The 24,411-nt window shown below is 37.8% G+C and carries 15 protein-coding genes; 11 read left to right on the forward strand and 4 right to left on the reverse strand.

Annotated features, from left to right (window positions below):
- Positions 1–199 precede the first annotated feature (199 nt).
- The 3 genes from NPX36_RS05925 to NPX36_RS05935 are packed head-to-tail and all read left to right on the forward strand — an operon-like array spanning position 200 to position 2,483.
- Complete coding sequence (locus tag NPX36_RS05925; RefSeq protein ID WP_257500493.1) at positions 200–898, forward strand: prolipoprotein diacylglyceryl transferase; 699 nt, start codon at positions 200–202, stop codon at positions 896–898.
- Positions 888–2,285, forward strand: a complete 1,398-nt coding sequence (locus NPX36_RS05930) for a radical SAM protein (RefSeq protein ID WP_257500494.1) — start codon at positions 888–890, stop codon at positions 2,283–2,285. The genes NPX36_RS05925 and NPX36_RS05930 overlap by 11 nt, the downstream gene beginning before the upstream one ends.
- A gap of 3 nt (positions 2,286–2,288) precedes the next feature.
- Positions 2,289–2,483 carry a hypothetical protein gene (locus tag NPX36_RS05935; RefSeq protein ID WP_257500495.1) on the forward strand — a complete coding sequence of 65 codons (195 nt, stop codon included), beginning with the start codon at positions 2,289–2,291 and terminating at the stop codon, positions 2,481–2,483.
- Positions 2,484–2,714: 231 nt separating this feature from the next.
- Here the strand turns inward: NPX36_RS05935 and glmS are convergent, their stop codons facing one another.
- The 3 genes from glmS to NPX36_RS05950 are packed head-to-tail and all read right to left on the reverse strand — an operon-like array spanning position 2,715 to position 6,985.
- Positions 2,715–4,562, reverse strand: coding sequence for a glutamine--fructose-6-phosphate transaminase (isomerizing) (gene glmS / locus NPX36_RS05940; RefSeq protein WP_257500496.1), 1,848 nt, complete (start codon positions 4,560–4,562; stop codon positions 2,715–2,717).
- A gap of 2 nt (positions 4,563–4,564) precedes the next feature.
- Positions 4,565–6,169, reverse strand: a complete 1,605-nt coding sequence (locus NPX36_RS05945; RefSeq protein WP_257500497.1) for a DUF4270 domain-containing protein — start codon at positions 6,167–6,169, stop codon at positions 4,565–4,567.
- A 12-nt stretch (positions 6,170–6,181) separates the two neighbouring features.
- Positions 6,182–6,985, reverse strand: a complete 804-nt coding sequence (locus NPX36_RS05950; RefSeq protein ID WP_257500498.1) for a glycogen/starch synthase — start codon at positions 6,983–6,985, stop codon at positions 6,182–6,184.
- A gap of 107 nt (positions 6,986–7,092) precedes the next feature.
- Between NPX36_RS05950 and panC the strand changes: the two genes are divergently transcribed.
- From panC to radA, 5 genes are all read left to right on the forward strand, one after another.
- Complete coding sequence (gene panC, locus NPX36_RS05955; RefSeq protein ID WP_257500499.1) at positions 7,093–7,941, forward strand: pantoate--beta-alanine ligase; 849 nt, start codon at positions 7,093–7,095, stop codon at positions 7,939–7,941.
- Positions 7,942–7,960: 19 nt separating this feature from the next.
- Positions 7,961–8,311 (forward strand): aspartate 1-decarboxylase, encoded by a 351-nt coding sequence (panD, locus tag NPX36_RS05960; protein WP_257500500.1) that lies wholly within the window; start codon positions 7,961–7,963, stop codon positions 8,309–8,311.
- Positions 8,312–8,357: 46 nt separating this feature from the next.
- On the forward strand, positions 8,358–9,278 hold the full coding sequence (locus NPX36_RS05965) for a YbhN family protein (RefSeq protein WP_397376465.1): 921 nt from the start codon (positions 8,358–8,360) through the stop codon (positions 9,276–9,278).
- A gap of 65 nt (positions 9,279–9,343) precedes the next feature.
- Positions 9,344–10,240 carry a tetratricopeptide repeat protein gene (locus tag NPX36_RS05970; RefSeq protein ID WP_257500502.1) on the forward strand — a complete coding sequence of 299 codons (897 nt, stop codon included), beginning with the start codon at positions 9,344–9,346 and terminating at the stop codon, positions 10,238–10,240.
- 134 nt (positions 10,241–10,374) lie between these two features.
- Positions 10,375–11,736 (forward strand): DNA repair protein RadA, encoded by a 1,362-nt coding sequence (gene radA, locus NPX36_RS05975; protein ID WP_257500503.1) that lies wholly within the window; start codon positions 10,375–10,377, stop codon positions 11,734–11,736.
- Positions 11,737–11,772: 36 nt separating this feature from the next.
- Here the strand turns inward: radA and NPX36_RS05980 are convergent, their stop codons facing one another.
- Positions 11,773–12,450, reverse strand: a complete 678-nt coding sequence (locus NPX36_RS05980; protein ID WP_257500504.1) for a porin family protein — start codon at positions 12,448–12,450, stop codon at positions 11,773–11,775.
- 301 nt (positions 12,451–12,751) lie between these two features.
- On the opposite strand from NPX36_RS05980, the gene NPX36_RS05985 reads away from it, so the two are divergent.
- The 3 genes from NPX36_RS05985 (at position 12,752) to NPX36_RS05995 (ending at position 24,247) form a co-directional block, all read left to right on the forward strand.
- A complete protein-coding gene (locus NPX36_RS05985; RefSeq protein ID WP_257500505.1) occupies positions 12,752–14,401 on the forward strand; it encodes a DUF4139 domain-containing protein in 1,650 nt (549 codons plus the stop codon).
- Between the two features lie 159 nt (positions 14,402–14,560).
- The gene (locus NPX36_RS05990) at positions 14,561–18,745 is read left to right on the forward strand and encodes an Ig-like domain-containing protein (protein ID WP_257500506.1); all 4,185 of its coding nucleotides are present in this window, start codon (positions 14,561–14,563) and stop codon (positions 18,743–18,745) included.
- Positions 18,746–18,976: 231 nt separating this feature from the next.
- Positions 18,977–24,247, forward strand: coding sequence for a glycine-rich protein (locus NPX36_RS05995; RefSeq protein WP_257500507.1), 5,271 nt, complete (start codon positions 18,977–18,979; stop codon positions 24,245–24,247).
- Positions 24,248–24,411 lie beyond the last annotated feature (164 nt).

Consider the following 24,411-nt stretch of genomic DNA (forward strand, 5'->3'; position numbering starts at 1 on the left):
TTTTTAAAAAATCAAATGCTTTACTAAAGCAGCGTATTCCAGATTTTTTGTTTTAAAATTAAATGGAGTTTTTGTAAAAATAAAGCCTAAAAAAACTTCCTATCCATTCAATTTTTTATGTTACTTTAGTAAAATATAATTCAAATAAAACCTATTGACCTTACCGTTTGAACCCACCGTTTTTGGGATAAAACTCAATGTGCATCTAATCCTGGAGTATCTGGCGTTTTTTATTGCGTTCAGGTTTTATGTTTATTTGCGCAAACACAAACCGGATAGCATCTCTAGCAAAAACCGACTGTCTATCATTTTAGGGGCAATTTTTGGTGCTTTTTTGGGGTCAAGATTTTTCGGGTTTTTAGAAAATCCTATGATTGCCGTCAGTGCCGATAATCTATTGCAATTGCTGAATACAAAAACCATTATGGGCGGTTTGTTTGGTGGACTTTTGGGCGTGGAATTGGCAAAGAAAATCATTCATGAAAAAAAATCATCGGGCGATTTATTTACCTATCCCATCATTTTGGGAATTATCATTGGCCGAATCGGTTGTTTTTTGAGCGGAACCAACGAATTTACCTATGGCAAAGAAACTCATTTCTTTTTGGGGATGAATTTAGGTGATGGTTTGTCTCGGCATCCAATTGCTTTGTATGAAATTATTTTCTTGCTATTTTTGGTCTTTTTCCTTCAAAAAATATCCAATTTTACGAAAAGAAAAAACGGATTATTATTCCAATTATTTATGATTGCCTACTTTGGATTTCGCTTTGGGATTGAATTCCTGAAACCAAATGTGTTCTATGTATTTGGACTCAGCAGCATTCAATGGCTTTGTGTCATTTGCTGGATTTATTATGCACCAACCTTAAAAAAATTAATTAAAAATGCCTACTAGAAAATATACTTATTACGATTATACCATCAGTTTGTGTCCTGAATGTTTAAAACGTATTGATGCCAAAATTGTGTTTGAAGACGAAAAGGTGTATATGCTCAAAAGATGTCCAGAACATGGAAATTCGCGCGTGCTCATTGCAGACGATATCCCCTATTATAAAAACATCAGAAACTATAACAAGCCTTCAGAAACGCCATATAAATTCAATACCAAAACGCATTATGGTTGCCCATATGATTGTGGTCTTTGCCCAGACCATGAGCAGCACTCTTGTCTAACGATTATTGAAATTACGGATCGTTGCAATTTAACCTGTCCCACTTGCTATGCAGGTTCTTCACCCACATACGGAAGGCATAGAACCCTAGCGGAAGTTAAAACCATGTTAGACACCATTGTTGCGAATGAAAAAGAGCCAGATGTGGTGCAAATAAGCGGAGGCGAACCAACACTGCATCCTCAATTTTTTGAAATTTTGGATTATGCTAAATCCTTGCCCATTAAACACTTGATGGTAAACACCAATGGACTTTTAATTGCCAAAGATTTTGATTTTGCCAAACGCCTAAAGTCCTATGCACCCGACTTTGAAATTTACTTGCAATTTGACTCATTCAAAGAAGAAGCCTTGTATCAATTGCGGGGTGCCAATTTAAAGAAAATCCGAGAAAAAGCCTTGGAACATCTCAATGAGCTCAACCTTTCTACCACCTTGGTTGTCACGCTGCAAAAAGGATTGAACGATGATGAAATGGGCGAAATAATTGACTATGCTCTAAAGCAAAAATGTGTGCGAGGTGTCACATTTCAACCCACACAAATTGCGGGTAGATTGGATAATTTCAACCATGAAACCGACCGAATTACGCTCACCGAGGTCAGAAGGAAAATATTAGAACAATCAACCATTTTCAGTCCAGATGATATCATTCCTGTCCCGTGTAATCCAGATGCTTTGGCCATGGGATATGTGCTGAAACTAGAGGGAAACAACCTACCGCTCACCCGCTACATCAACCCAACCGATTTGCTAGACAATAGTAAAAACACGATTGTATATGAGCAAGATGAAGCGCTGCATCAAAAAATGTTTGAAATTTTTAGTACTGGAACTTCTACCGACAAAGCATCTGATAAGTTGCACCAATTGCTTTGTTGTTTGCCGTTTGTAGAAGCACCCAACCTTGGCTATGACAATTTGTTTAGAATCATTATTATGCAGTTTATAGACGCCCATAATTTTGATGTGAGAGCCATAAAAAAATCATGTGTACATATCGTAAATAAGGATAATACCATCATTCCTTTCGAAACTATGAATCTTTTTTATAGAGATGATAAAATAGAACGATTAAAAGCATTACAAAACGAAACAAAATTATAAGAGATGACCTTTTTAGAAGTGAACCTAGATGGACTTGTTGCCATAATATTCCTGGTAATGTTTGGTCCGCCCATTGTACTTGCCCTTATTGGGGTGATCGTGAAATTCAAATCAGCCAAAGCAGCCAAAGTGCTGTTTATTTTGGCCGGTCTATACCTATTGATTGGCTTAGGAATTTGTGGGTCTATGATGATTTAGAGTTGTGAAGCTATGCGTCAACGAAGGTGTTTATAACTTTCATCTGCAAAAAGATAATGAATTCCTAAATTCCCCCACCCAAACAAAATAAGAAAGTGGATTTGCCAAAGACAAATCCACTTAATATTAACCAAAAAAAACACTTATGAAAAAACTTATTCTTTTGGGAAGAGATAAGCTTCTTTTGTAAAGGTAAAATGTTTTTTTAAAAAAAACAAGTTTTTTTTTACTTTATTCAACAGTAACCGATTTGGCTAAATTTCTAGGTTGATCTACGTTGGTACCGCGTAAAACAGCTACGTGATACGATAGTAATTGCAAAGGTATAGTCGCAATAATCGAAGTTAAAGCCTCGGTTGAATGAGGCATTTCAATGATGTGATCTGCTAAATTGCGAACTTGTTGATCTCCTTTTGATACCAATGCAATAATTTTTCCGCTGCGGGCTTTTATTTCTTGTATATTGCTCACCACTTTATCATAGTGGTTTTGCTGTGGCGCAATTACAATAACCGGCATGTTTTCGTCGATCAAAGCAATAGGGCCGTGTTTCATTTCGGCAGCCGGATACCCTTCTGCATGAATGTATGAAATTTCCTTTAATTTTAAAGCACCTTCTAAAGCTACGGGGAAATTAAACCCGCGACCTAAAAATAAGCAATTGGCTGCATCTTTATAAATATGTGCAATTTCCAAAATACGATCATTTTCCAATAAAGCTTCTTGTACTTTTTCAGGAATCAGTTCTAATTCTATTAAGTTTCTTAAATAATCGGGTTGCGACATGGTTCCTTTTGCTTTTGCCAAACGCAATGCAATTAAAGCCAAAACGGTAATTTGTGTAGTGAAAGCTTTTGTTGACGCCACACCAATTTCAGGACCGGCGTGTGTGTAAGCACCTGCATGTGTTTCACGAGAAATGGACGATCCAACTACGTTACAAACGCCAAATACAAACGCTCCTTTTTCTTTAGCTAATTTTATAGCAGCCAAGGTATCAGCCGTTTCACCCGATTGTGAAATGGCAAGTACCACATCGTCTGTATGGATGATAGGATTTCGGTATCTAAATTCTGATGCATATTCCACTTCCACAGGGATGCGTGCAAATTCTTCAATCATGTATTCTGCGACTTGTGCAGCGTGCCATGATGTGCCGCAAGCCACAATAATAATGCGTTTTGCGTTGATGAATTTTGCTAAGTTATCTTCAATTCCTGCCATTTTGATCAATCCTTGGTCGCTTAGCAAACGCCCGCGGAACGTGTCACGAATAACTTGTGGTTGTTCGTAAATTTCTTTTAACATGAAATGATCGTAACCTCCTTTTTCAATTTGCTCTAGGTTCAATTGCAACTCTTGAATATAAGGACTTACTTCGCTATCTGACTTAATTTTTCGGATTTTGATAGGTTTGTGTAAACGAATAATTGCCATTTCTTCGTCTTCCAAATAAATCGCATTGTTGGTGTATTCAATAAACGGAGAAGCATCAGATGCCACAAAATATTCACCTTCGCCAATACCAATTGCCAACGGACTGCCCAAACGAGCTGCTACAATTTCATTGGGTTTTTTAATATCCATCACACAAATTGCATAGGCACCAATTACTTGATTCAATGCTACTTGCACGGCTTTTCCTAACTTTAAGCCTTTGTTTCTTTGAATATCTTCGATAAGATTCACCAAAACTTCGGTATCGGTATCCGATTTAAAGGTATAACCACGATTGATTAATTCTTGTTTTAATGGCTCGTAATTTTCAATGATACCATTGTGAATAATCACCAACTCGCCTGAGTTTGAAAAGTGAGGATGAGAGTTTACATCGTTTGGCACTCCGTGTGTTGCCCAACGTGTATGACCAATTCCCATTGACCCTTTTAGAGTATTTTCTGCTTGGGCTCTTTCTTCCAAATCAGAAACTTTGCCTTTGGTTTTGCTTGCTATGAATTGTTCGCCGTTAAACAATGCCACTCCAGCACTATCATATCCGCGGTATTCCAATCGCTTTAAACCTTTTATTATTATTGGATAAGCATCTTTTGTGCCTATATAACCTACAATGCCACACATAATTAATTTTCTTTAGTGTAATAAATTTCCAATCTCATTTTTAAATCGCTGTTTGATGCATTTGGCCCGTGAATAATTGTTCCAAACGGATTCATAGTAGCGGTTAAGGGTATTGTTTTCGTTGTAGCTTTTAATGGATTCATTGCTGTTAACGAAATGTCGCTTGCAACAACCAATCCTAAAGGTACATTGGTAGAATCTTTTGTTATTAAATTGTTGATGTGATCTGTTATTCTAAATTGGTATTTGTGTACCGATTTGTTTGTTTTGTTTAAGAATCCACCAAAAATTGGTTTTCCGGTAGTTGATGTATCGCTTAAATAATCGGCAATTACTTTGTTGTTTTTGTAATCATACAAATACAGTTGTTTGGGCACTGCGATGGTATCTAATCCCATTGCAGAATGATCCACATATAAGGTGAGCAATGCCTGATTCACCAACCATTTATTGTTGATAATAGTTTCTAATTCATCTGCTTTTCCGCTGCCATCGGCGTCGTTTCCAAATAGCGAAAGAGTTGCAAATGTGCTGTTTCCGCCGCCTTTTATCCACAGATTTCCTACCGAATTATTATCTAAATCGAAATTGTTTTCTAATAAATTCACGGTGGTTGCTGTTATCGGAGCAGATTGTTTATCATCATAACCAATACGAAACTCATACGTTTTGCGTTCGCGTTTTGGCTGATTGGTGTTGGCGTCTATTTCACCGTCTTGTTTATAAACGAAAACTACTTTTCCGCGGCTTAAGTTCAATTGTGCCAATGCATTTTGGCTGAAATTATCTTCCACTTCAAAATACAACCCACGGAAATATTCTTTTAAAAGTCCGTTATTTAATAAGGATTTGTATTTATTGTTTGCAAAGAATTTTTCTTGAAAATAATTCTTGTCTAGATCTAACCAAACCCCTGGCGCCAAACGTTCTTTTACTTTTTGCTTACCATCAACCATTTGTGGGGTTCCGTCTGCATTATAAGCATATAGTTTAATCTCGTTTTTGTTAAAAGCAAATTCGGTATTTTGTGCTGTATTGGTAGAATTGTTCAAACGATTGCTTCCAGCTAATCCTTTTTTATTTTGGTCGAATATATTTTTTTCATCTGCATAATAAAATTGCGTTTCAAAATTATTATTCGGGTCGGTTGTTCGCAGAAAGTATCCGTTTTCGTAAACATTCAATGTAAATTTACCATTGCCATACACATCTGAAACATTGAACGAACGATTTCCGTCTGAATCGGTTGCAGAAACTGAACTGGTAAACGGAATATATACATACACCGAATCCAGCACCGGATTTTCACCAAACGATGTTAAATCGCTGTTGTTTTTCATTTCAATTTGCGTTACAAAGTGTGCTGTTGTTTTTCCAAATGCACTGTGAGTGTAAACGCCTAAATTGTTTAAAGGCAAATTGCGGGTGTTGGCAATACCTGCTTCGCTGTTTGTGGTTTCAATATTTTGAACAAGGTATTTTTCAAAACCAAATTGGTCGCTGTCTATAACTTCAGCTCCCATTTCGGTAAAGTCTTGCTCGCACGAGATTGCCGTAACAGATAGTACCGAAAGTACTACAAATTGCGCGATCGATTTTCTTCTCATAAATGCACTAAATTAAACCTTTTGAAGATAAAATTCGGGATAGAAATCCTTCATTTTTTCTTTTGCGTTGAAAGGTAAGAAAGGTTTATTTGAACTTTGTATATAATTTGTTAAATCTTCTGAAATGTCTTCCGAAGAAATCACAATACCATCAGAGTGATCAATAGCATTTTTCATGATATTGGTGTAAGTTGCATCCTTTAAGGCAGTAATATCTTTCTTGTTAAATTCATCAAAAGCCACTTTTTCAAACATGTTTTTTGATAATTTACCTTCAAATCCAGATGAAAAAACAGATGTAATGATTTTTGTATCGGTGAAGATATCCTCATCGTTATAATATTTTTTCATATAAAGCGGCAGTAGAGATGCCATCCACCCTTGTACATGTATCACATCGGGTACCCAATTTAACTTTTTAATGGTTTCAACAACACCTTTCACAAAGAAAATAGCGCGTTCATCGTTATCCTCATACAATGTTTCCTCTTCATCGCCAAAAGTACCTTTGCGTTTAAAATAATCATCGTTATCAATAAAATAAACCTGAATGCGTTCCTTTGGTATCGAAGCAACTTTAATAATTAAAGGCATATCCATGTCATTAATAACCAAATTCATACCCGAAAGCCTAATCACTTCGTGCAATTGATGTCTTCTTTCATTGATGCTACCGTATCTTGGCATAAAAATACGGATTTGCCCGCCTAAATCATTAATCATTTTTGGAGTGTCGAACGAAGCTTGTGAAACTTCATTTTCAGGTAAATAAGGCACTACTTCAGATGATACATATAATATCCTCTTGTCTTTCATTCTTCTTTAATTAAATTTAAAATGCTTTTTAAAAAGCAAAATTACGAAAAAATGTGTTACGATGTTAAGGAATGTGCTAATTTTGCAAGCACTAAACTTTTTAAACCATGAAGGTATTTCATGCACAAAGCCAGTTATCACAGTACTTGCAACCCTTAAAACAAGCGTTGCAAACAATTGGTTTTGTTCCCACAATGGGTGCTTTGCACAATGGGCATTTGTCTTTGTTGCAACAAGCTTTGTCCGAAAACGATGTGGCAGTGGTAAGTATTTTTGTTAATCCCACCCAATTCAACAATGCCGAAGATTTGGCAAAATATCCCCGAACTTTAGACAGAGATGTGGCGCTTTTAGAAACATTGTCGGATAAAATTATTGTTTACGCACCTAGTGTTGATGATATTTATGAAGGAAATACCGTAGCCAAAAGTTTTGATTATGATGGTTTAGACAATGAAATGGAAGGCAGTAACCGCCCGGGGCATTTTAACGGCGTGGGAACCATCGTGAAGAAATTGTTTGAAATTGTGCAGCCCAACAATGCTTACTTTGGCGAAAAAGATTTTCAGCAGTTGCAAATTATCCGCAAAATGGTTGAGAAAAATAAGATGAATATCAACGTGATTGGTTGCCCCATCTTTCGCGAAGCAAATGGTTTGGCAATGAGCTCAAGAAACGAACGATTGTCTGCCCAAGCCAAAGAAAAAGCGGCGGTGATTTATAAAACACTCCACACTGCAAAAAGCCTCTTTATTGAAAAAGATATTGTGCAAGCCGAACAATTTGTAAAAGAAACTTTTGCCAACGAAGCTGATTTTGACTTGGAATATTTTGTGATAGCAGATGAAGTTTCACTAAAAACCGCTACCCAGAAAACCGCCCATACAAAATACCGCGCTTTTATTGTGGTGCACGTTGAAGGTATTCGGTTAATTGATAACATTGCATTAAATTAAAAATTTATAACTTTGCGCCATGCAAATAGAAGTTTTAAAATCTAAAATCCACCGTGTTAAAGTAACAGGTGCCGATTTGAATTATATTGGCAGTATTACGATTGATATTGCTTTAATGGAAGCTGCAAATATTATTGAAGGTGAAAAAGTAACCATTGTGAACATCAATAATGGCGAACGTTTTGAAACCTATGCCATTCCTGGTCCAAGAAACAGCGGCGAAATTACACTCAACGGACCTGCAGCGCGCCGGGTACAAAAAGACGATATTATTATTGTAATCACCTATGCCTTGATGCCTTTTGAAGACGCTAAAACGTTTAAACCTTGGGTTATTTTTCCAAACGAAGAAAATAATTCACTGAAATAAACGCTTGAAATCGCTAAAAAAAATACTAAATATTTCACTCCCACTTTTGCTGGGAGTTTTTTTGGTTTATTACGCCTATAACCAATTTACGCCTGCACAAATCACCGAAATGAAAAGCTATTTTGCAGCTGCCGATTACTTTTACATTGGTTTGTCGTTGCTTTTTATGAAGATAAGCCATGCATCGCGTGCTTATCGGTGGAAGTATAGTTTGCAGTACATGGGTTATCAATCGGGTTTTTGGAATAATTTCATGGCGATTTCTGTTGGATACCTTTTAAATTTAACCATTCCTCGTTCGGGCGAACTATCTCGGGCAGCTGTTTTGCAGAAATACGATAACATTCCGTTCGATAAAGGTTTTGGAACCATCATTGCAGAGCGCATCATAGATTTGGTTTTTCTCTTGCTTTTTGTGGCCACCGCATTGCTGTTGCAATACAAACAGCTAACCGGTTTTATTGCACAGCAAATTCCTGTTAAGCAATTGGTTGTTATTGGTGGTGTTCTTGCAATAGTTGCAATTATTGGTTTGTATTTGCTTTATACATCCAACTGGAAAATCTTTGTTTTTATCCGAAAAAAAATCAGCGGATTGGCAGAAGGTGTTTTAAGTATTTTTAAAATGCCGCATCGTGTGCCGTTTCTTCTACACACAATCATTATTTGGATTGGTTTTGTACTTACGTTTTATTTTGGAACAAAAGCCTTGCCCGAAACCAGCGAAATATCGTTAGGGATTGTAATGGTTGCATTTGTAGTGGGCAGTTTAACCATTAGTTTTACCAACGGTGGTTTTGGAGCATTCCCCTTGCTTATTGCAAAAATATTGGCACTTTACGGCATCTCACTAACCGCCGGAACCGCTTTCGGCTGGATTTTATGGACCACACAAACCGTTTTGGTGATTGTGTTAGGTGGCTTGTCTTTTTTATTGTTACCGATTGTTAATAAGGGGAAATTGTAGTCAAATTTTTTTAATTATTTGTTTTCTTTCTATGTTTGATAACTTTAAACATAAAAATATTACTTATGCGTTGCATCTTCATGCTGTTTACTTCAATACTTTTTTCTTCGATTTCTTTGGGACAAAATAAATATGATAAGTTTAAACTCCTTTTCAATCAAAATGATACAATTGAGTTACAAAAACTACTGATAGACTGGCGAAAATCGAATGCTAATGATCCAGAACTTTATACGTCAGAATTTAATTACTACTTTTCTGTGAGTAAAAATGAATTTGTCTCTTTGCAACAAAATATTGTAGATGAAAATTCTTATGAAATAATAGATAGTTTAGGAAATGTAGCTGGGTATCTCACTTCTAACGTATCGTATAATAAAGAAAAGCTAGACAAAGCATTTGTAGCCATTGATGAAGGAATACGCAAATTTCCCAATAGATTAGATATGAGATTTGGTAAAATTTATGCATATGGTAAAATAGAAGACTATGCAAACTTCACGAAAACAATTGTTGAGACCGTTGAATATTCAGTGATTAATAATAATGAATGGTTGTGGACAGAAGACTTAAAGAATGAAGACGGAGAACGTGTTTTGCTTGAAACTGTGCAATCATATTTAGTACAATTATATGATACTGAAAACGATAATTTACTCCCAAATATGATTACAATAGGAGAAACTACACTTAAATATTATCCAAAAAATGTGGAAATCTTATCAACTACAGCCATCGCGTTTTTGTTGATGAAAAATTATGATAAAGCTATCTATAATCTAAAAAATGCAGAGCAGATCAGTCCACAGGATTATATCGTTTTAAACAATATTGCTCAGGCCTACAAAATGAAAGGTGAAAAATTGAATGCTATTAAATATTACGAATTAGTAGCAAAGTACGGTGACGAAGAAACGAAATATCAAGCACTTGAAAATATTGAACAGCTGAAGGTGCAATAATACTTTTACTTGAAATTCCCTTATTTTTCATGTCAAAATATGTCGTTAACAAACCCAAATAATTTGTAAATTCGTTTTTTAATAGTTTTAAGTTAGTGCTTATAGCTTACGGCTTAAAACTTAAAGCTAAAAAAATGGCAAAAGTAAAAACAGCATTTTTCTGCTCATCTTGTGGTACGCAATTCGCTAAATGGTTAGGGCAATGTACTGCTTGCAAACAATGGAATACTATTGTGGAAGAAATAATTCAGAAAGAAGAAAAAGTGGCGTGGCAAACCAAATCTTCCGCAGGAATTAAACGCGCAGCAAAACCATTGTTAATCAATGAAATAGACAGCACCCAAGAAATTCGTTTAAACACGTTGGATCAGGAATTAAACCGAGTTTTAGGCGGAGGTATTGTTCCCGGATCTATGATTTTATTGGGCGGCGAACCCGGCATTGGTAAAAGTACTTTGCTGCTGCAATTGTCGTTAAAATTGCCTTATAAAGTGCTGTATGTTTCGGGCGAAGAAAGCCAAAAACAAATAAAAATGCGTGCCGAACGCATCAATCCAAACAACAATTCGTGTTATATTTTAACCGAAACCAACACCCAACAAATTTTTAAGCAGGTTGAAACTGTTGCTCCCGATGTATTGATTATCGATTCGATACAAACCTTGCATACCGATTATATCGAGGCCTCGGCAGGAAGCATCTCTCAGATAAAAGAAACCACTGCCGAACTCATTAAGTTTGCAAAAGAAACAGCAACACCAGTCATTTTAATTGGTCATATCACAAAAGATGGAAACATTGCCGGACCCAAAATTTTAGAACACATGGTGGATACCGTGTTGCAGTTTGAGGGCGATAGAAATCATGTGTACCGAATTCTACGTGCCTTAAAAAATCGTTTTGGATCAACTGCCGAATTAGGAATTTATGAAATGTTGGGGTCGGGTTTGCGCGAAGTTTCCAATCCGTCTGAAATATTATTATCGAACAGAGAAGAAGAATTATCTGGGACGGCGATTGCATCAACTTTAGAAGGCATGCGTCCGTTAATGATTGAAATTCAGGCATTGGTAAGCACTGCGGTTTACGGCACACCACAGCGCAGCGCCACTGGTTACAACTTAAAACGCTTGAACATGATTTTGGCAGTATTGGAAAAGCGGGCGGGTTTTCGTTTAGGGATGAAAGACGTGTTTTTAAACATTACCGGTGGTATTTCGGTTGATGACCCGGCGATTGATTTAGCGGTTGTAGCTTCGATTTTATCATCAAACGAAGATGATGCCATTTCAAAAGATATTTGTTTTGCGGGCGAAGTGGGATTATCAGGTGAAATTCGTCCGGTAAATCGGGTAGATCAACGCATTCAGGAAGCCGAAAAATTAGGTTTTGCTAAAATATTTGTATCAAAATATAACAAAATCACCTATTCATCAAAAAACATACAAATAGTGTTGGTGTCAAAAATAGAAGAGCTGGTTTCGGCATTGTTTTAATAGAAAAAGAGGTCAAAAAAAGACCTCTTTTGTTTATTAGAATTTAAAGTTTATACCAAATCTGGTTTGAAAGTTACTTAACGAATTTTCTTGCTGAATGTTAGGGTAAAATATAGATTCTTCTTTGTCTTTCTTAAAAGCATTAATACCAATCATTGCATAAGGTTCAATTTTAAATTTACTCTTTGGGTTCAGTACATATTTTATACCTGTGTTTAAACCCAAATTAAAATCGGTTGCTTTTCCTTCGGTTTTAAATATATCTTCTCTACCTAATCCGCCACCCGAATAATTGCTATGTCCACGTTGAAACGAAATATTAGCACCTGCAAAATATCTAAAATTATTTCCGATGTTTCTGTTATACTGTAAATCTAAATCGGCAAACCAATTTATGCTACTGGTAGAAGATGGATAGTAATTGTTATATTGACTGTAACTTTTTAACCAATATACATTGTAGTTAAAACCAATTAAAATAGATTCTTTTTCGTTAAGGTTGCGTTCTGTAAAAACACCTAGTTTATAGCTATTTGTATTTTCAAATTTGTAATTATGAGGGTTTGGCTTAGGTTTTGAAGCAAAATACTGATCGCTTCCTAAATGAAAACCAAAGTTCCATTTTTTTTGTTCGGGTTTTTCTTCTTGTGCCGAAGCAGAAATTGCTGTTAATGTAATTGCTGCTGTAAGCATTTTTAATTTTAAGTTTTTCATGAAAAGATTGTTTTAAATGTTCGATGCGAAACTAATTAATCAAATGCTCTGTTTTTGTTAAAAAAGATATTATAAATGTTAGTAAACTCTTAATTTTTTAATTTAAAAATCATTTTGTCTTAAAAAATAATTAGAAATCTTGTAGGTATTATTGTAGTTCTATCTACATACAAGTTTTTATTCAATTAAAAAAAATAAAAATATTTGCTACCTTGTCCCAACCTTTTGCGTGTTTTGATACTCTTTAATATGTAAAGGAAACATCCTTGAAAAGAATTATTTTAATTAATTAATGTTGTTTATGAAAAATATCCTATTCCCGGTTGCTGTTGTTTTTAGCATCACCGCAAGCGCACAAAAACCTGTTTTTACACAAGCGCAAATTCAATCGGCTCGTGTTTACAACAATGCTGCAGAGCTAAAGCATAAGGCATCGGCACAAATTCCGGCGGGTACATCAGAAATTGTAATTACCAATGTAGCCAACTATCTAAACGAAAGCACGGTGCAAATTGGTGTGCCAAAAAATGTAACGGTCATGTCGGTTCAATTTACCAATGCCTATGTTGAAGAATACGACAACAATCAAGATTCGCCCTTAGTTAAGCCAGTAAAAGAAGAAATTGCCAAGAAAGAAATGGAATTGAAAACCTTGCAAAATCAACTAACTGCCGAGCGAAAATCTGTGGAATTGTTAGATAAAAACCAGTCAATGAGCAATGCACAGAATTTTTCGGTTGCTGAATTAACAAAGCTGTTAGACTTTTATAAAACCAAACGCAACGAACTAGCTAATTCGATCAATAAATTAGAAAATCAAGAAAAAACCTTGTTCGAAGAGTTGAATATTTTAAAAGGAAAATTAACCTTTAACGAAACCACCACCGAAAAAACCAGTCAGGGCAAGCTCATTATAAACGTAATGAGCAATACAGCCGGTATGATTCCTTTAGAAGTTTCGTATTTAACAAACCAATCCACGTGGCAACCAAGCTACGAAATGCGAATTGATAAAATCAACGAACCTATACAAATGCTGTACAAAGCACAGGTGCAACAAAACACAGGCGTTGATTGGAAAAACGTAAAACTATCGTTAACCAGCGGACCTGCCAATCAAAACACCTTTGCACCCGAACTGCAACCTTGGTTTTTAGATTATTATTATCCGAATGCTTATCGAAATAAGGAAATGTCAGAAGCTTCGGTAGCATCAGTAACCTCTAAAAGAATTGAGGGAAGACCAAATGCAGATATGATTCAAACCCTACAAGGGCAAGTTCCAGGGTTAAATATTGCTGTGGGAAAATCTACAATGAGCGATTACACCCAAATCAGCGAATCACAATTAAACATCACGTTTGATATTGATATTCCATACACTATTTTAAGCAATGGCAAACAGCACAGCGTAGCTTTAAAAGACACCAAGTTGCCGGCAACTTACAGCTACATCACCACACCAAAACTAGACACCAATGCCTATTTAATCGCAAAAGTGAAAAACTATGGCGACTACAATATTTTGCCAGGTGAAGCCAACGTAGTTTTTGAAGGAATGTATGTGGGCAAAACTTATGTAAACGCAAATGCCAACGATGACGAATTGCGACTGAGTTTAGGTAAAGATCAAAATATATCGGTTACTCGCACGTTGATCAACGATAAATCGGGCACCAAAACATTGTCATCGCGTAAAGTACAAGATTTTGTTTATGAAATTTCGGTTCGAAACAATAAAAAAGAAAGCATCAGTATCGTTGTAGAAGACCAAATACCAATTAGCAGCAATACCGATATTGAAATTACCCTTACCGATAAAGGCAACGCAACCACCGACGCCGAAAAAGGTAAACTTACTTGGGAAGTTAACCTAAAACCCAACGAAACAAAAAAGATACGTTTTGGTTATGAAGTGAAGTACGCAAAAGATAAAACCTTGAATTTTTAAATGAATGTTCCTCCTTTTTTTCAGTTGAAAGGGGGAATTTTAATTTTTTTTAGAAAAAAAACATTAAATAAATATTTTCTTCATAATTTTTTTTCATATTTTTACTCTTAACAAAATATTAAGAACCTAAAATAATTATTAATTTTAAAAATGTGAAAAATGCAAAAAAATACTTTATTGCCCGTTTTTAAACGTATTTCGGATGCGTTCGTTGCATTGCTTATATTTTTTTCGATCTTTAACGGTTACTCACAAACAGTGACAATTGGATCAGGAACAAGTAGCAATTCATCAACTGGTTATCCGGCAGTATTTGCCAATTATTATTATGGCAATAAAATTCAAATTTTATATGAGGCAGCTGAAATTTCATCAGCAGGAGCCACAGCGAACTCTTACATAAATAGCGTGGCCTTTAATGTTACTGCTTTAAATTCGGTACCTGTCTTGAGTAATGTAAACGTGAAAGTTTATACTACAAGTAAAACCGACCCATTGTCTAGCGATGCTTTTTTTGATGGAGCAAATGCTTCAGGAACATTTGGCCCTTATACGGCAACAACTGGTTGGAATACTTTTACTTTTACAACACCCATCTTGTGGAACGGTTGTGATAATATCGTTGTAGAATTTTGTGCTCAAAATACAAATTGGGCAAATAATGGAAACGCATCATCTACTTATACAAGCATGACTGGCACAAAAACATTTGTTAGATATTTCAGAGATGATGTTACAACCGTTTGTAGTTCTTTATCCGGACCAAGCACTTCTATGGACCGTCCGAACGCACAATTTGGATTTACAGCTAATACCGCAAATTGTGGTTATGTGTGTAATTTTAGTGCAGTTGCATCATCTTCCACTGCAATAGACTTGTCGTGGACGGGAACCGGTGCTTCTTACATAATTGAATATGGATTGAAAGGATTTGTTCTAGGAACAGGAACTTCTATCACGACTACTAATTTAACACAAGCGTTATCTACTTTAACCGCTAATACAGAATATGATATTTATATTAAACAAGTTTGTGCAACCGGACCAAGTGCAGCTTTTTATGGGCCAGTACGTGCAAGAACTTTATGCGGAATAACAGGTAACTTTTTTGAAGGATTTGAAACAACGCCAACTGCCAATTGGACATCCGGACCACTACCAGAGTGTTGGTCTCGCGTTTATACCATATCAAATACATGGTCGTATTCAGGAGCTAGTTCTTATATTGCAAAAACCGGTAGTAATAGTTTCGGTATTTCAAGAGATATTGGTACGGGTGATTTCTTAATTATTTCTCCTGAAACGGATAACTTAGGAAATGGTGCAAAACAGATTCGCTTTTCTGCTTATCTTGATTATTTTTATCCGAATGCCCCACAAATTGATGTTTATAGAATCAATGGAAATACTTCGACAGCAACTAAAACATTGATACAGAGTATTACTTTATCATCAGCAAGTCCAGGATGGGAAACTTTTACAATTCCATTACCTATTACAACAGATGATTACTTTGCTTTTTCATTTCCAGAAGTTTCTGGTTCGGGCTACGCACAATTTTATATAGACGATGTCTATTATGAAGATATACCGGCACCAACAGTTACTACCACACAATCTAATAATGTTTGTTTTGGTGGAACTACGGGAATGGCATCAGTTGTAGTAACTGGTGGCGCAGCACCTTTAACCTATTTATGGAATACTGGAGATACCACCCCAACTTTAACAGGATTGGCTGCAGGTACTTATACCGTAACAGTAACCGATGGATTAAGCCGCACGGCTACCGAGACAGTTACTATCACCGAGCCTGATGTTTTAGTTTCAAACGCAGTTGTAAACAACATTAGTTGTAATGGCTTAAACGATGCAACGATAGACATTGCACCAACCGGAGGAACATTCCCATATACCTATTTATGGAGTACCGGCGATACCGGAACCAGTTTAAGCAATTTAACACCCGGTACCTATACGTTGACCATTACCGATCTGAACAACTGTACCGCAACAGAAGATTTTGTTATCACAGAGCCTACTGTTTTGGTAGCAACAAACGCTGCACAAACCGACGTTTCAATGTTTGGAGGTAATGACGGTTCAGCAACTGTGGCGGCAAGTGGCGGAACGGCACCATATACTTATATGTGGAGCAATGGAGCAACCACAGCAGCAATCACAAACTTAACCGCAGGAACATATACTGCAATAGTAACCGATGCAAATGGTTGTACCGCAACAGAAGATTTTGTTATCACACAACCTATCCCATTGATGGCTCAGTCTGTATCTCAAACCAACGTAAGTTGTAATGGCGGATCAGACGCAAGCGCAAGCATCGTAGCAATAGGTGGAAATGCACCTTACACGTACCAATGGTCACCAAGTGGAGGAACTGCTGCTACCGCAACAGGACTTTCGGCAGGTATGTATAGTGTGTTAGTAACCGACCACACAGGAAATACCATCACCGAGAACTTTACCATCACCGAGCCTGACGCTTTAATAGCTACTATTTCGCAGTCAACCGACATTACATGTAATGCGGCAAGCGACGGAACAGCTACAGTAAGCGTAGCCGGGGGAACCGCACCATATACGTACTTATGGTCAAACGGAATGATGAGCAATATGGCAACCAACTTAAACGTGGGTAACTATACGGTAAGCATCACCGATGCCAACGGATGTAAAGCAACCGCAAGTGTTTCTATCGCACAACCAACAGCATTGGCAATCACTGGAACAGCAACAAACATCAGTTGTTTCGGACAAAACGATGGAGCGATTACCGTTTCAGCAAGTGGTGCTGTAGCACCTTATAGCTATTCATGGTCAAATGGTCAAAGTGGTACAAGTTTAAGTAATTTATCATCAGGAACTTATACGGTAACCATTACCGACGCAAACGGATGTTCTAAAACAGAATCATATACTATTGTAGAGCCAGCGTTTGTTCACCCTCCAGTGGCAGTAAACCAAAGTTTCTGTATTGGCCAAAATGCAACATTGGCAGATGTTGTAATCACCGGAAGCACTATCAAATGGTACAGTGCTTCAACAGGAGGTATGTTGTTGCCTGCAACAACCGTATTAACAAATGGTACTACTTATTATGCCTCACAAACCGTAGGAACATGCGAAAGCAGTACACGTACGGCAGTTCAAATCACTTTGAACCAAGGAACCCCGTTAACCACCACACAGTTAAATGTATGCAGCAACACCCGTGTACAAAACATGACCATAGACGGGTTTAATTACACCCAATTAAAATGGTACAGCAGCCCAACAAGTACTTTGCAGTTACCAGCAAGTCAATTATTGGCAACGGGCACATATTACATTAGTTCGTTAACAGGAACGTGTGAATCCCCACGCCAAGCAGTACAAGTAACGGTAGCGGCAGCAGTACCTGCACCAACGGCAACCGCCCAAACAGTATGTGGCAACCGCACATTGAATGATTTAGTAGTAGGAAAAGATCCTTCTGCAAGTTTAAACTGGTACAGTTCATTACAATCAATGATACCATTGTCAGGAACTACGCAAGTATCAAACGGTACTTACTATGTACAGCAAGTTATTGGAAATTGTGAATCGGTACGCGTAGCTGTTCCTGTTCAAGTAGTAAATGTTACCGCACCAACGATGACCTCTATCACAACTTGTGATGGCACGCAGATCGGTGATTTGAACACCCCTGCAATCAGTTATTTATGGTACACCGACAATGTAAGTACAACGCCTTTGGCAGACACTTTTGTGATTACCTCAGGAACATATTACATTGCCCAAGAAAATTCGGGATGTATTTCCGCAAGAACACAAGTATCTGTAAATGTAGGCGCACGTCCAAACAGCCCAACGGGTCAAACCACACAAGGTTTCTCTTTTGCAGCCAAAGTGTCTGATTTAGTGATGAATCAACCAAATGTGCGCTGGTTTGCAAGCTATGATGATGCGATAGACCAAGTAGGACAGTTATCACCTAGTACACTATTGCAAACAGGGGCTACTTACTACGGAATTTTGGTAAGTAATAATGGATGTGGTAGTTATCCAACAGCCGTTACGGTAGAAGTTACCGTAAGCACGCAAGAGTTAGACTTAACCCATTTGAAATACTATCCAAACCCGGTTGATAGCGCGTTGCATATAAGCTACAACGAAGCTATTACCAAGGTAGAAGTGTTTACCCTAACTGGGCAAAAAGTGATGAGCAATGAGTTCAATGCTATTGAAGTAACCACCGATTTATCGCGCCTAAGTTCAGGAACGTATTTAGTGAAGGTCGAAACTGTAAAAGCATCACAATTCATAAAAGTGGTAAAACGATAATTTTATCACCATAATAGCAAAAGTTAAAACATTATGTTTTAGGCAAAGAAAGCGGGGATTTTTCCCCGCTTTTTTGTTTTTATAAAAAATAAACAATTCGTATTTAATAATGCGAAAAAACCTTTTTTTTGTTAAAAAATCATTTAAAGAAGGATTTTAGTGGTTTTTTTGTTTATTTTTTCTATATTTACGATTAACTAACTTATTTATTAATTGTTAAAAATTTGATTAATGGAAAAAATTACACAACAAACATGGTTTAAGGTACGGTGGCTAAACACTACCTCTTTACTTTTTTTATTTGGGTTAATTTTCTCTACATCCATTAGTTTTTCACAAACTTTTAATTACACAGGTTCGGTACAAAGCGTGACCCTTCCTGCAGGTGATTATGAAATTGAAATGTGGGGAGCTGATGGGGGTAAAGGATTTCAAACTTCTCAAATAAACAATGAAGGAAAAGGAGGGTACGCTAAAGGTACTCTTACTGTAACTACTCCAACTACCTATTATATTTATGTGGGTGGAAAAGGAACAGATGCCAGCAATGGTTCTGTTGGTGATGTCTATTTAGGAGGTTGGAATGGCGGAGGTGACTCTGGTCAAAATAACTATTCAAATGCTGCTCAATATCGTGCAGCTGGTGGTGGTGGCGGAACAGATATTAGAACAACACAAAATACTACCTATGCAAACAGAATAATGGTTGCCGGAGGTGGTGGTGGTGGTGTTTATCTTGCTACTTACGTTGGTGGTAACGGTGGAGGAATCACCGGTGATGATGGTGGTAACACCTATCATGGAGATGGTGGTTCACAGACTGCTGGAGGAACTGCAAACGGAAGTACAGGTAACATAGCAGGAACTGACGGTGCATTAGGTATTGGAGGTACTGGAGGAACTTCAACTACTAAATCCGGCGGTGGCGGCGGCGGCGGTGGCTACTATGGCGGCGGTGGCGGTGCTACAGGAAACTCATCATCATCACAAGGCGGCGGCGGCGGCGGTTCTTCTTATTTAGGAGGAGTTTCTACGGGAGTTACTTTTATGTTTGGGGATACAGGTTTTGTGCCTAACCCAGATACTACAGGAAATGGTACGGTTATCATTACGTCAATGGCACCTTGTACAGGTACGCCAGTAGTAGGTACAGCATCAGCAACATCTAGAAATTGTTCTAGCGAACCTTTTACTTTGTCGGTTACTAGTGCAACAAAAGCCGGTGGTATTACGTATCAATGGGAGCGTGCAGATGCAGGTACAGGTGTATGGCAACCTATTCCAGGAGCAACAAGTGCTACTTATACTGTTACCAACCAAACAGTGGCAAGTGACTATCGCTTTGTGATTACATGTACATATACTACAAATACTGTGACATCTAACGTGGTTTCAGTAGCGCAAACTGTAGCAACTATTTTATATGAAGATTTTGATACCACAACCTCTGGTTCTTCTTCAAATCCTTCTCCTCCTAGCTGTTGGACATATTTAGATGATATGACTGGAACAGGATACGGATATACTTATAATTCTACTACATATTCAAGATCAGGAAGTAATTCTTTCCGTTTCTATATGTATAATAATTCTGTAAATGCAGATCAGTATTTGTATTTAATATCGCCAACTACTGATAATTTAGGGAATGGAACGAAACAAGTTCGTTTTTATGCAAGAATGAGCTCTGCTTCTACTCCTGGAAGGCTTCAAGTGGTACGCTTGAATGATATTTCATCACCGGCAGCCGCAACTACATCTGCAACCGTATTAGCTACCTTTGATTTAACTGATGTTGCCTATAAAGAATTTGTCGTTCCTTTACCAGCAACTACCGATGATTATTTTGCCTTTAGGGTATTATATAATGGAGGAACAACATCAAATTATCCAACTACTTATATAGACGATGTTTATTATGAGAATTTAGAAACATGTTTCTTTGCTACAAATTTATCAGTAACAAATATTGCCCAAACAACAGCAACTCTTACATGGACAGCCTCTATAGATCCAAGCGTAACAGGATATGAGTATGAAGTACGTTCTAGTGGAGCTCCTGGTTCTGGAACAACGGGCTTAGCAGCAACAGGAACTGTTACAGGTGCTTCTACTACCACAGCTAATGTCACCGGCTTAAACCCGTCAACAACATATACGGTGTATATTAGAAGTGTGTGTTCTGGTTCAGCAGGAAGATGGAATCCAAATTCTTTTGACTTTGCAACACTTTGTGGAGTATCAACAGTTTTATATGAAAATTTTGATTCAACTACACCAGGTTCAAGTTCCATTCCATCTCTTCCAAATTGTTGGAGCTTTATTGATGATGTTGTTTCTTCAGGTTACCTTTATACTTATGATTTAGCAAGTGGTGGTCCTTTATCAGGTGCAAATTATGTGAGAATGTATAGGACTAATTCAACATCTAATGCATCGCAAGAGTTGGTTTTAATTTCACCAGAAACAGATAATTTAGGAAATGGAACAAAGCAGTTGCGTTTTTCGGCTAGATCTTATTCTACTACTACATACGTAAATCAACTTGAGATTTTGGCAATGGATAGTACAACATCTACGGCTAATGCAACAGTTCTGGCAACCATAAACCCTTCTACATCTACTTATCAGGAATATATTATACCATTACCAGCAGGAACGGATGATTATTTTGGTTTTAGACTTGCATATAATGGGGTGACAACAGCCTCTGCAGTTTCTATTGACGATGTATATTATGAAGAAATTCCTGCACCTACTTTGGCAACTACTCAAAGTGATAATATTTGTCCGGGAGACACCAATGGAATGGCATCAGTTGTAGTAACTGGAGGCGCAGCACCTTTAACCTATTTATGGAATACTGGAGATACCACCCCAACTTTAACAGGATTGGCTGCAGGTACTTATACCGTAACAGTAACCGATGGATTAAGCCGCACGGCTACCGAGACAGTTACTATCACCGAGCCTGATGTTTTAGTTTCAAACGCAGTTGTAAACAACATTAGTTGTAATGGCTTAAACGATGCAACGATAGACATTGCACCAACCGGAGGAACATTCCCATATACCTATTTATGGAGTACCGGCGATACCGGAACCAGTTTAAGCAATTTAACACCCGGTACCTATACGTTGACCATTACCGATCTGAACAACTGTACCGCAACAGAAGATTTTGTTATCACAGAGCCTACTGTTTTGGTAGCAACAAACGCTGCACAAACCGACGTTTCAATGTTTGGAGGTAATGACGGTTCAGCAACTGTATCGGCAAGTGGCGGAACAGCACCATATACTTATATGTGGAGCAATGGAGCAACCACCGCAGCAATCACAAACTTAACTGCAGGAACATACACTGCAACAGTAACCGATGCAAATGGTTGTACCGCAACAGAAGATTTTGTAATCACCCAACCTATCCCATTGATGGCTCAGTCTGTCTCTCAAACCAACGTAAGTTGTAATGGTGGATCAGACGCAAGCGCAAGCATCGTAGCAATAGGTGGAAATGCACCTTACACGTACCAATGGTCACCAAGTGGAGGAACTGCTGCTACCGCAACAGGACTTTCGGCAGGTATGTATAGTGTGTTAGTAACCGACCACACAGGAAATACCATCACCGAGAACTTTACCATCACCGAGCCTGACGCTTTAATAGCTACTATTTCGCAGTCAACCGACATTACATGTAATGCGGCAAGCGACGGAACAGCTACAGTAAGCGTAGCCGGGGGAACCGCACCATATACGTACTTATGGTCAAACGGAATGATGAGCAATATGGCAACCAACTTAAACGTGGGTAATTATACGGTAAGCATCACCGATGCCAACGGATGTAAAGCAACCGCAAGTGTTTCTATCGCACAACCAACAGCATTGGCAATCACTGGAACAGCAACAAACATCAGTTGTTTCGGACAAAACGATGGAGCGATTACCGTTTCAGCAAGTGGTGCTGTAGCACCTTATAGCTATTCATGGTCAAATGGTCAAAGTGGTACAAGTTTAAGTAATTTATCATCAGGAACTTATACGGTAACCATTACCGACGCGAACGGATGTTCTAAAACAGAATCATATACTATCGTAGAGCCAGCGTTTGTTCACCCTCCAGTGGCAGTAAACCAAAGTTTCTGTATTGGCCAAAATGCAACATTGGCAGATGTTGTAATCACCGGAAGCACTATCAAATGGTACAGTGCTTCAACAGGAGGTATGTTGTTGCCTGCAACAACCGTATTAACAAATGGTACTACTTACTATGCTTCACAAACCGTGGGAACATGCGAAAGCAGTACACGTACGGCAGTTCAAATCACTTTGAACCAAGGAACCCCGTTAACCACCACACAGTTAAATGTGTGTAGCAACACCCGTGTACAAAACATGACCATAGACGGGTTCAATTACACCCAATTAAAATGGTACAGCAGCCCAACAAGTACTTCGCAGTTACCAGCAAGTCAATTATTGGCAACGGGCACATATTACATTAGTTCGTTAACAGGAACGTGTGAATCACCACGCCAAGCAGTACAAGTAACGGTAGCGGCAGCAGTACCTGCACCAACGGCAACCGCCCAAACAGTATGTGGCAACAGCACATTAAATGATTTAGTAGTAGGAAAAGATCCTTCTGCAAGTTTAAACTGGTACAGTTCATTACAATCAATGATTCCATTGTCAGGAACTACGCAAGTATCAAACGGTACTTACTATGTGCAGCAAGTTATTGGCAATTGTGAATCGGTACGCGTAGCTGTTCCTGTTCAAGTAGTAAATGTTACCGCACCAACGATGACCTCTATCACAACTTGTGATGGCACGCAGATCGGTGATTTGAACACCCCTGCAATCAGTTATTTATGGTACACCGACAATGTAAGTACAACGCCTTTGGCAGACACTTTTGTGATTACCTCAGGAACATATTACATTGCCCAAGAAAATTCGGGATGTATTTCCGCAAGAACACAAGTATCTGTAAATGTAGGCGCACGTCCAAACAGCCCAACGGGTCAAACCACACAAGGTTTCTCTTTTGCAGCCAAAGTGTCTGATTTAGTGATGAATCAACCAAATGTGCGCTGGTTTGCAAGCTATGATGATGCGATAGACCAAGTAGGACAGTTATCACCTAGTACACTATTGCAAACAGGGGCTACTTACTACGGAATTTTGGTAAGTAATAATGGATGTGGTAGTTATCCAACAGCCGTTACGGTAGAAGTTACCGTAAGCACGCAAGAGTTAGACTTAACCCATTTGAAATACTATCCAAACCCGGTTGATAGCGCGTTGCATATAAGCTACAACGAAGCTATTACCAAGGTAGAAGTGTTTACCCTAACTGGGCAAAAAGTGATGAGCAATGAGTTCAATGCTATTGAAGTAACCACCGATTTATCGCGCCTAAGTTCAGGAACGTATTTAGTGAAGGTTGAAACTGCAAAAGCATCACAATTCATTAAAGTGGTAAAACGATAAGTTTATCACCATAATAGCAAAAGTTAAAACATTATGTTTTAAGCAAACAAAGCGGGGGTTTTTCCCCGCTTTTTTGTTTTTAATTTCAAATATGTTGCGCAAAAATGTTAAAAATATAAAAATAGTGCTTCGAAGTATTTCAGGTATTGTTTTTTATTATATTT

The sequence above is a fragment of the Paenimyroides aestuarii genome (assembly GCF_024628805.1).
GTDB lineage: Bacteria > Bacteroidota > Bacteroidia > Flavobacteriales > Flavobacteriaceae > Flavobacterium > Flavobacterium aestuarii_A.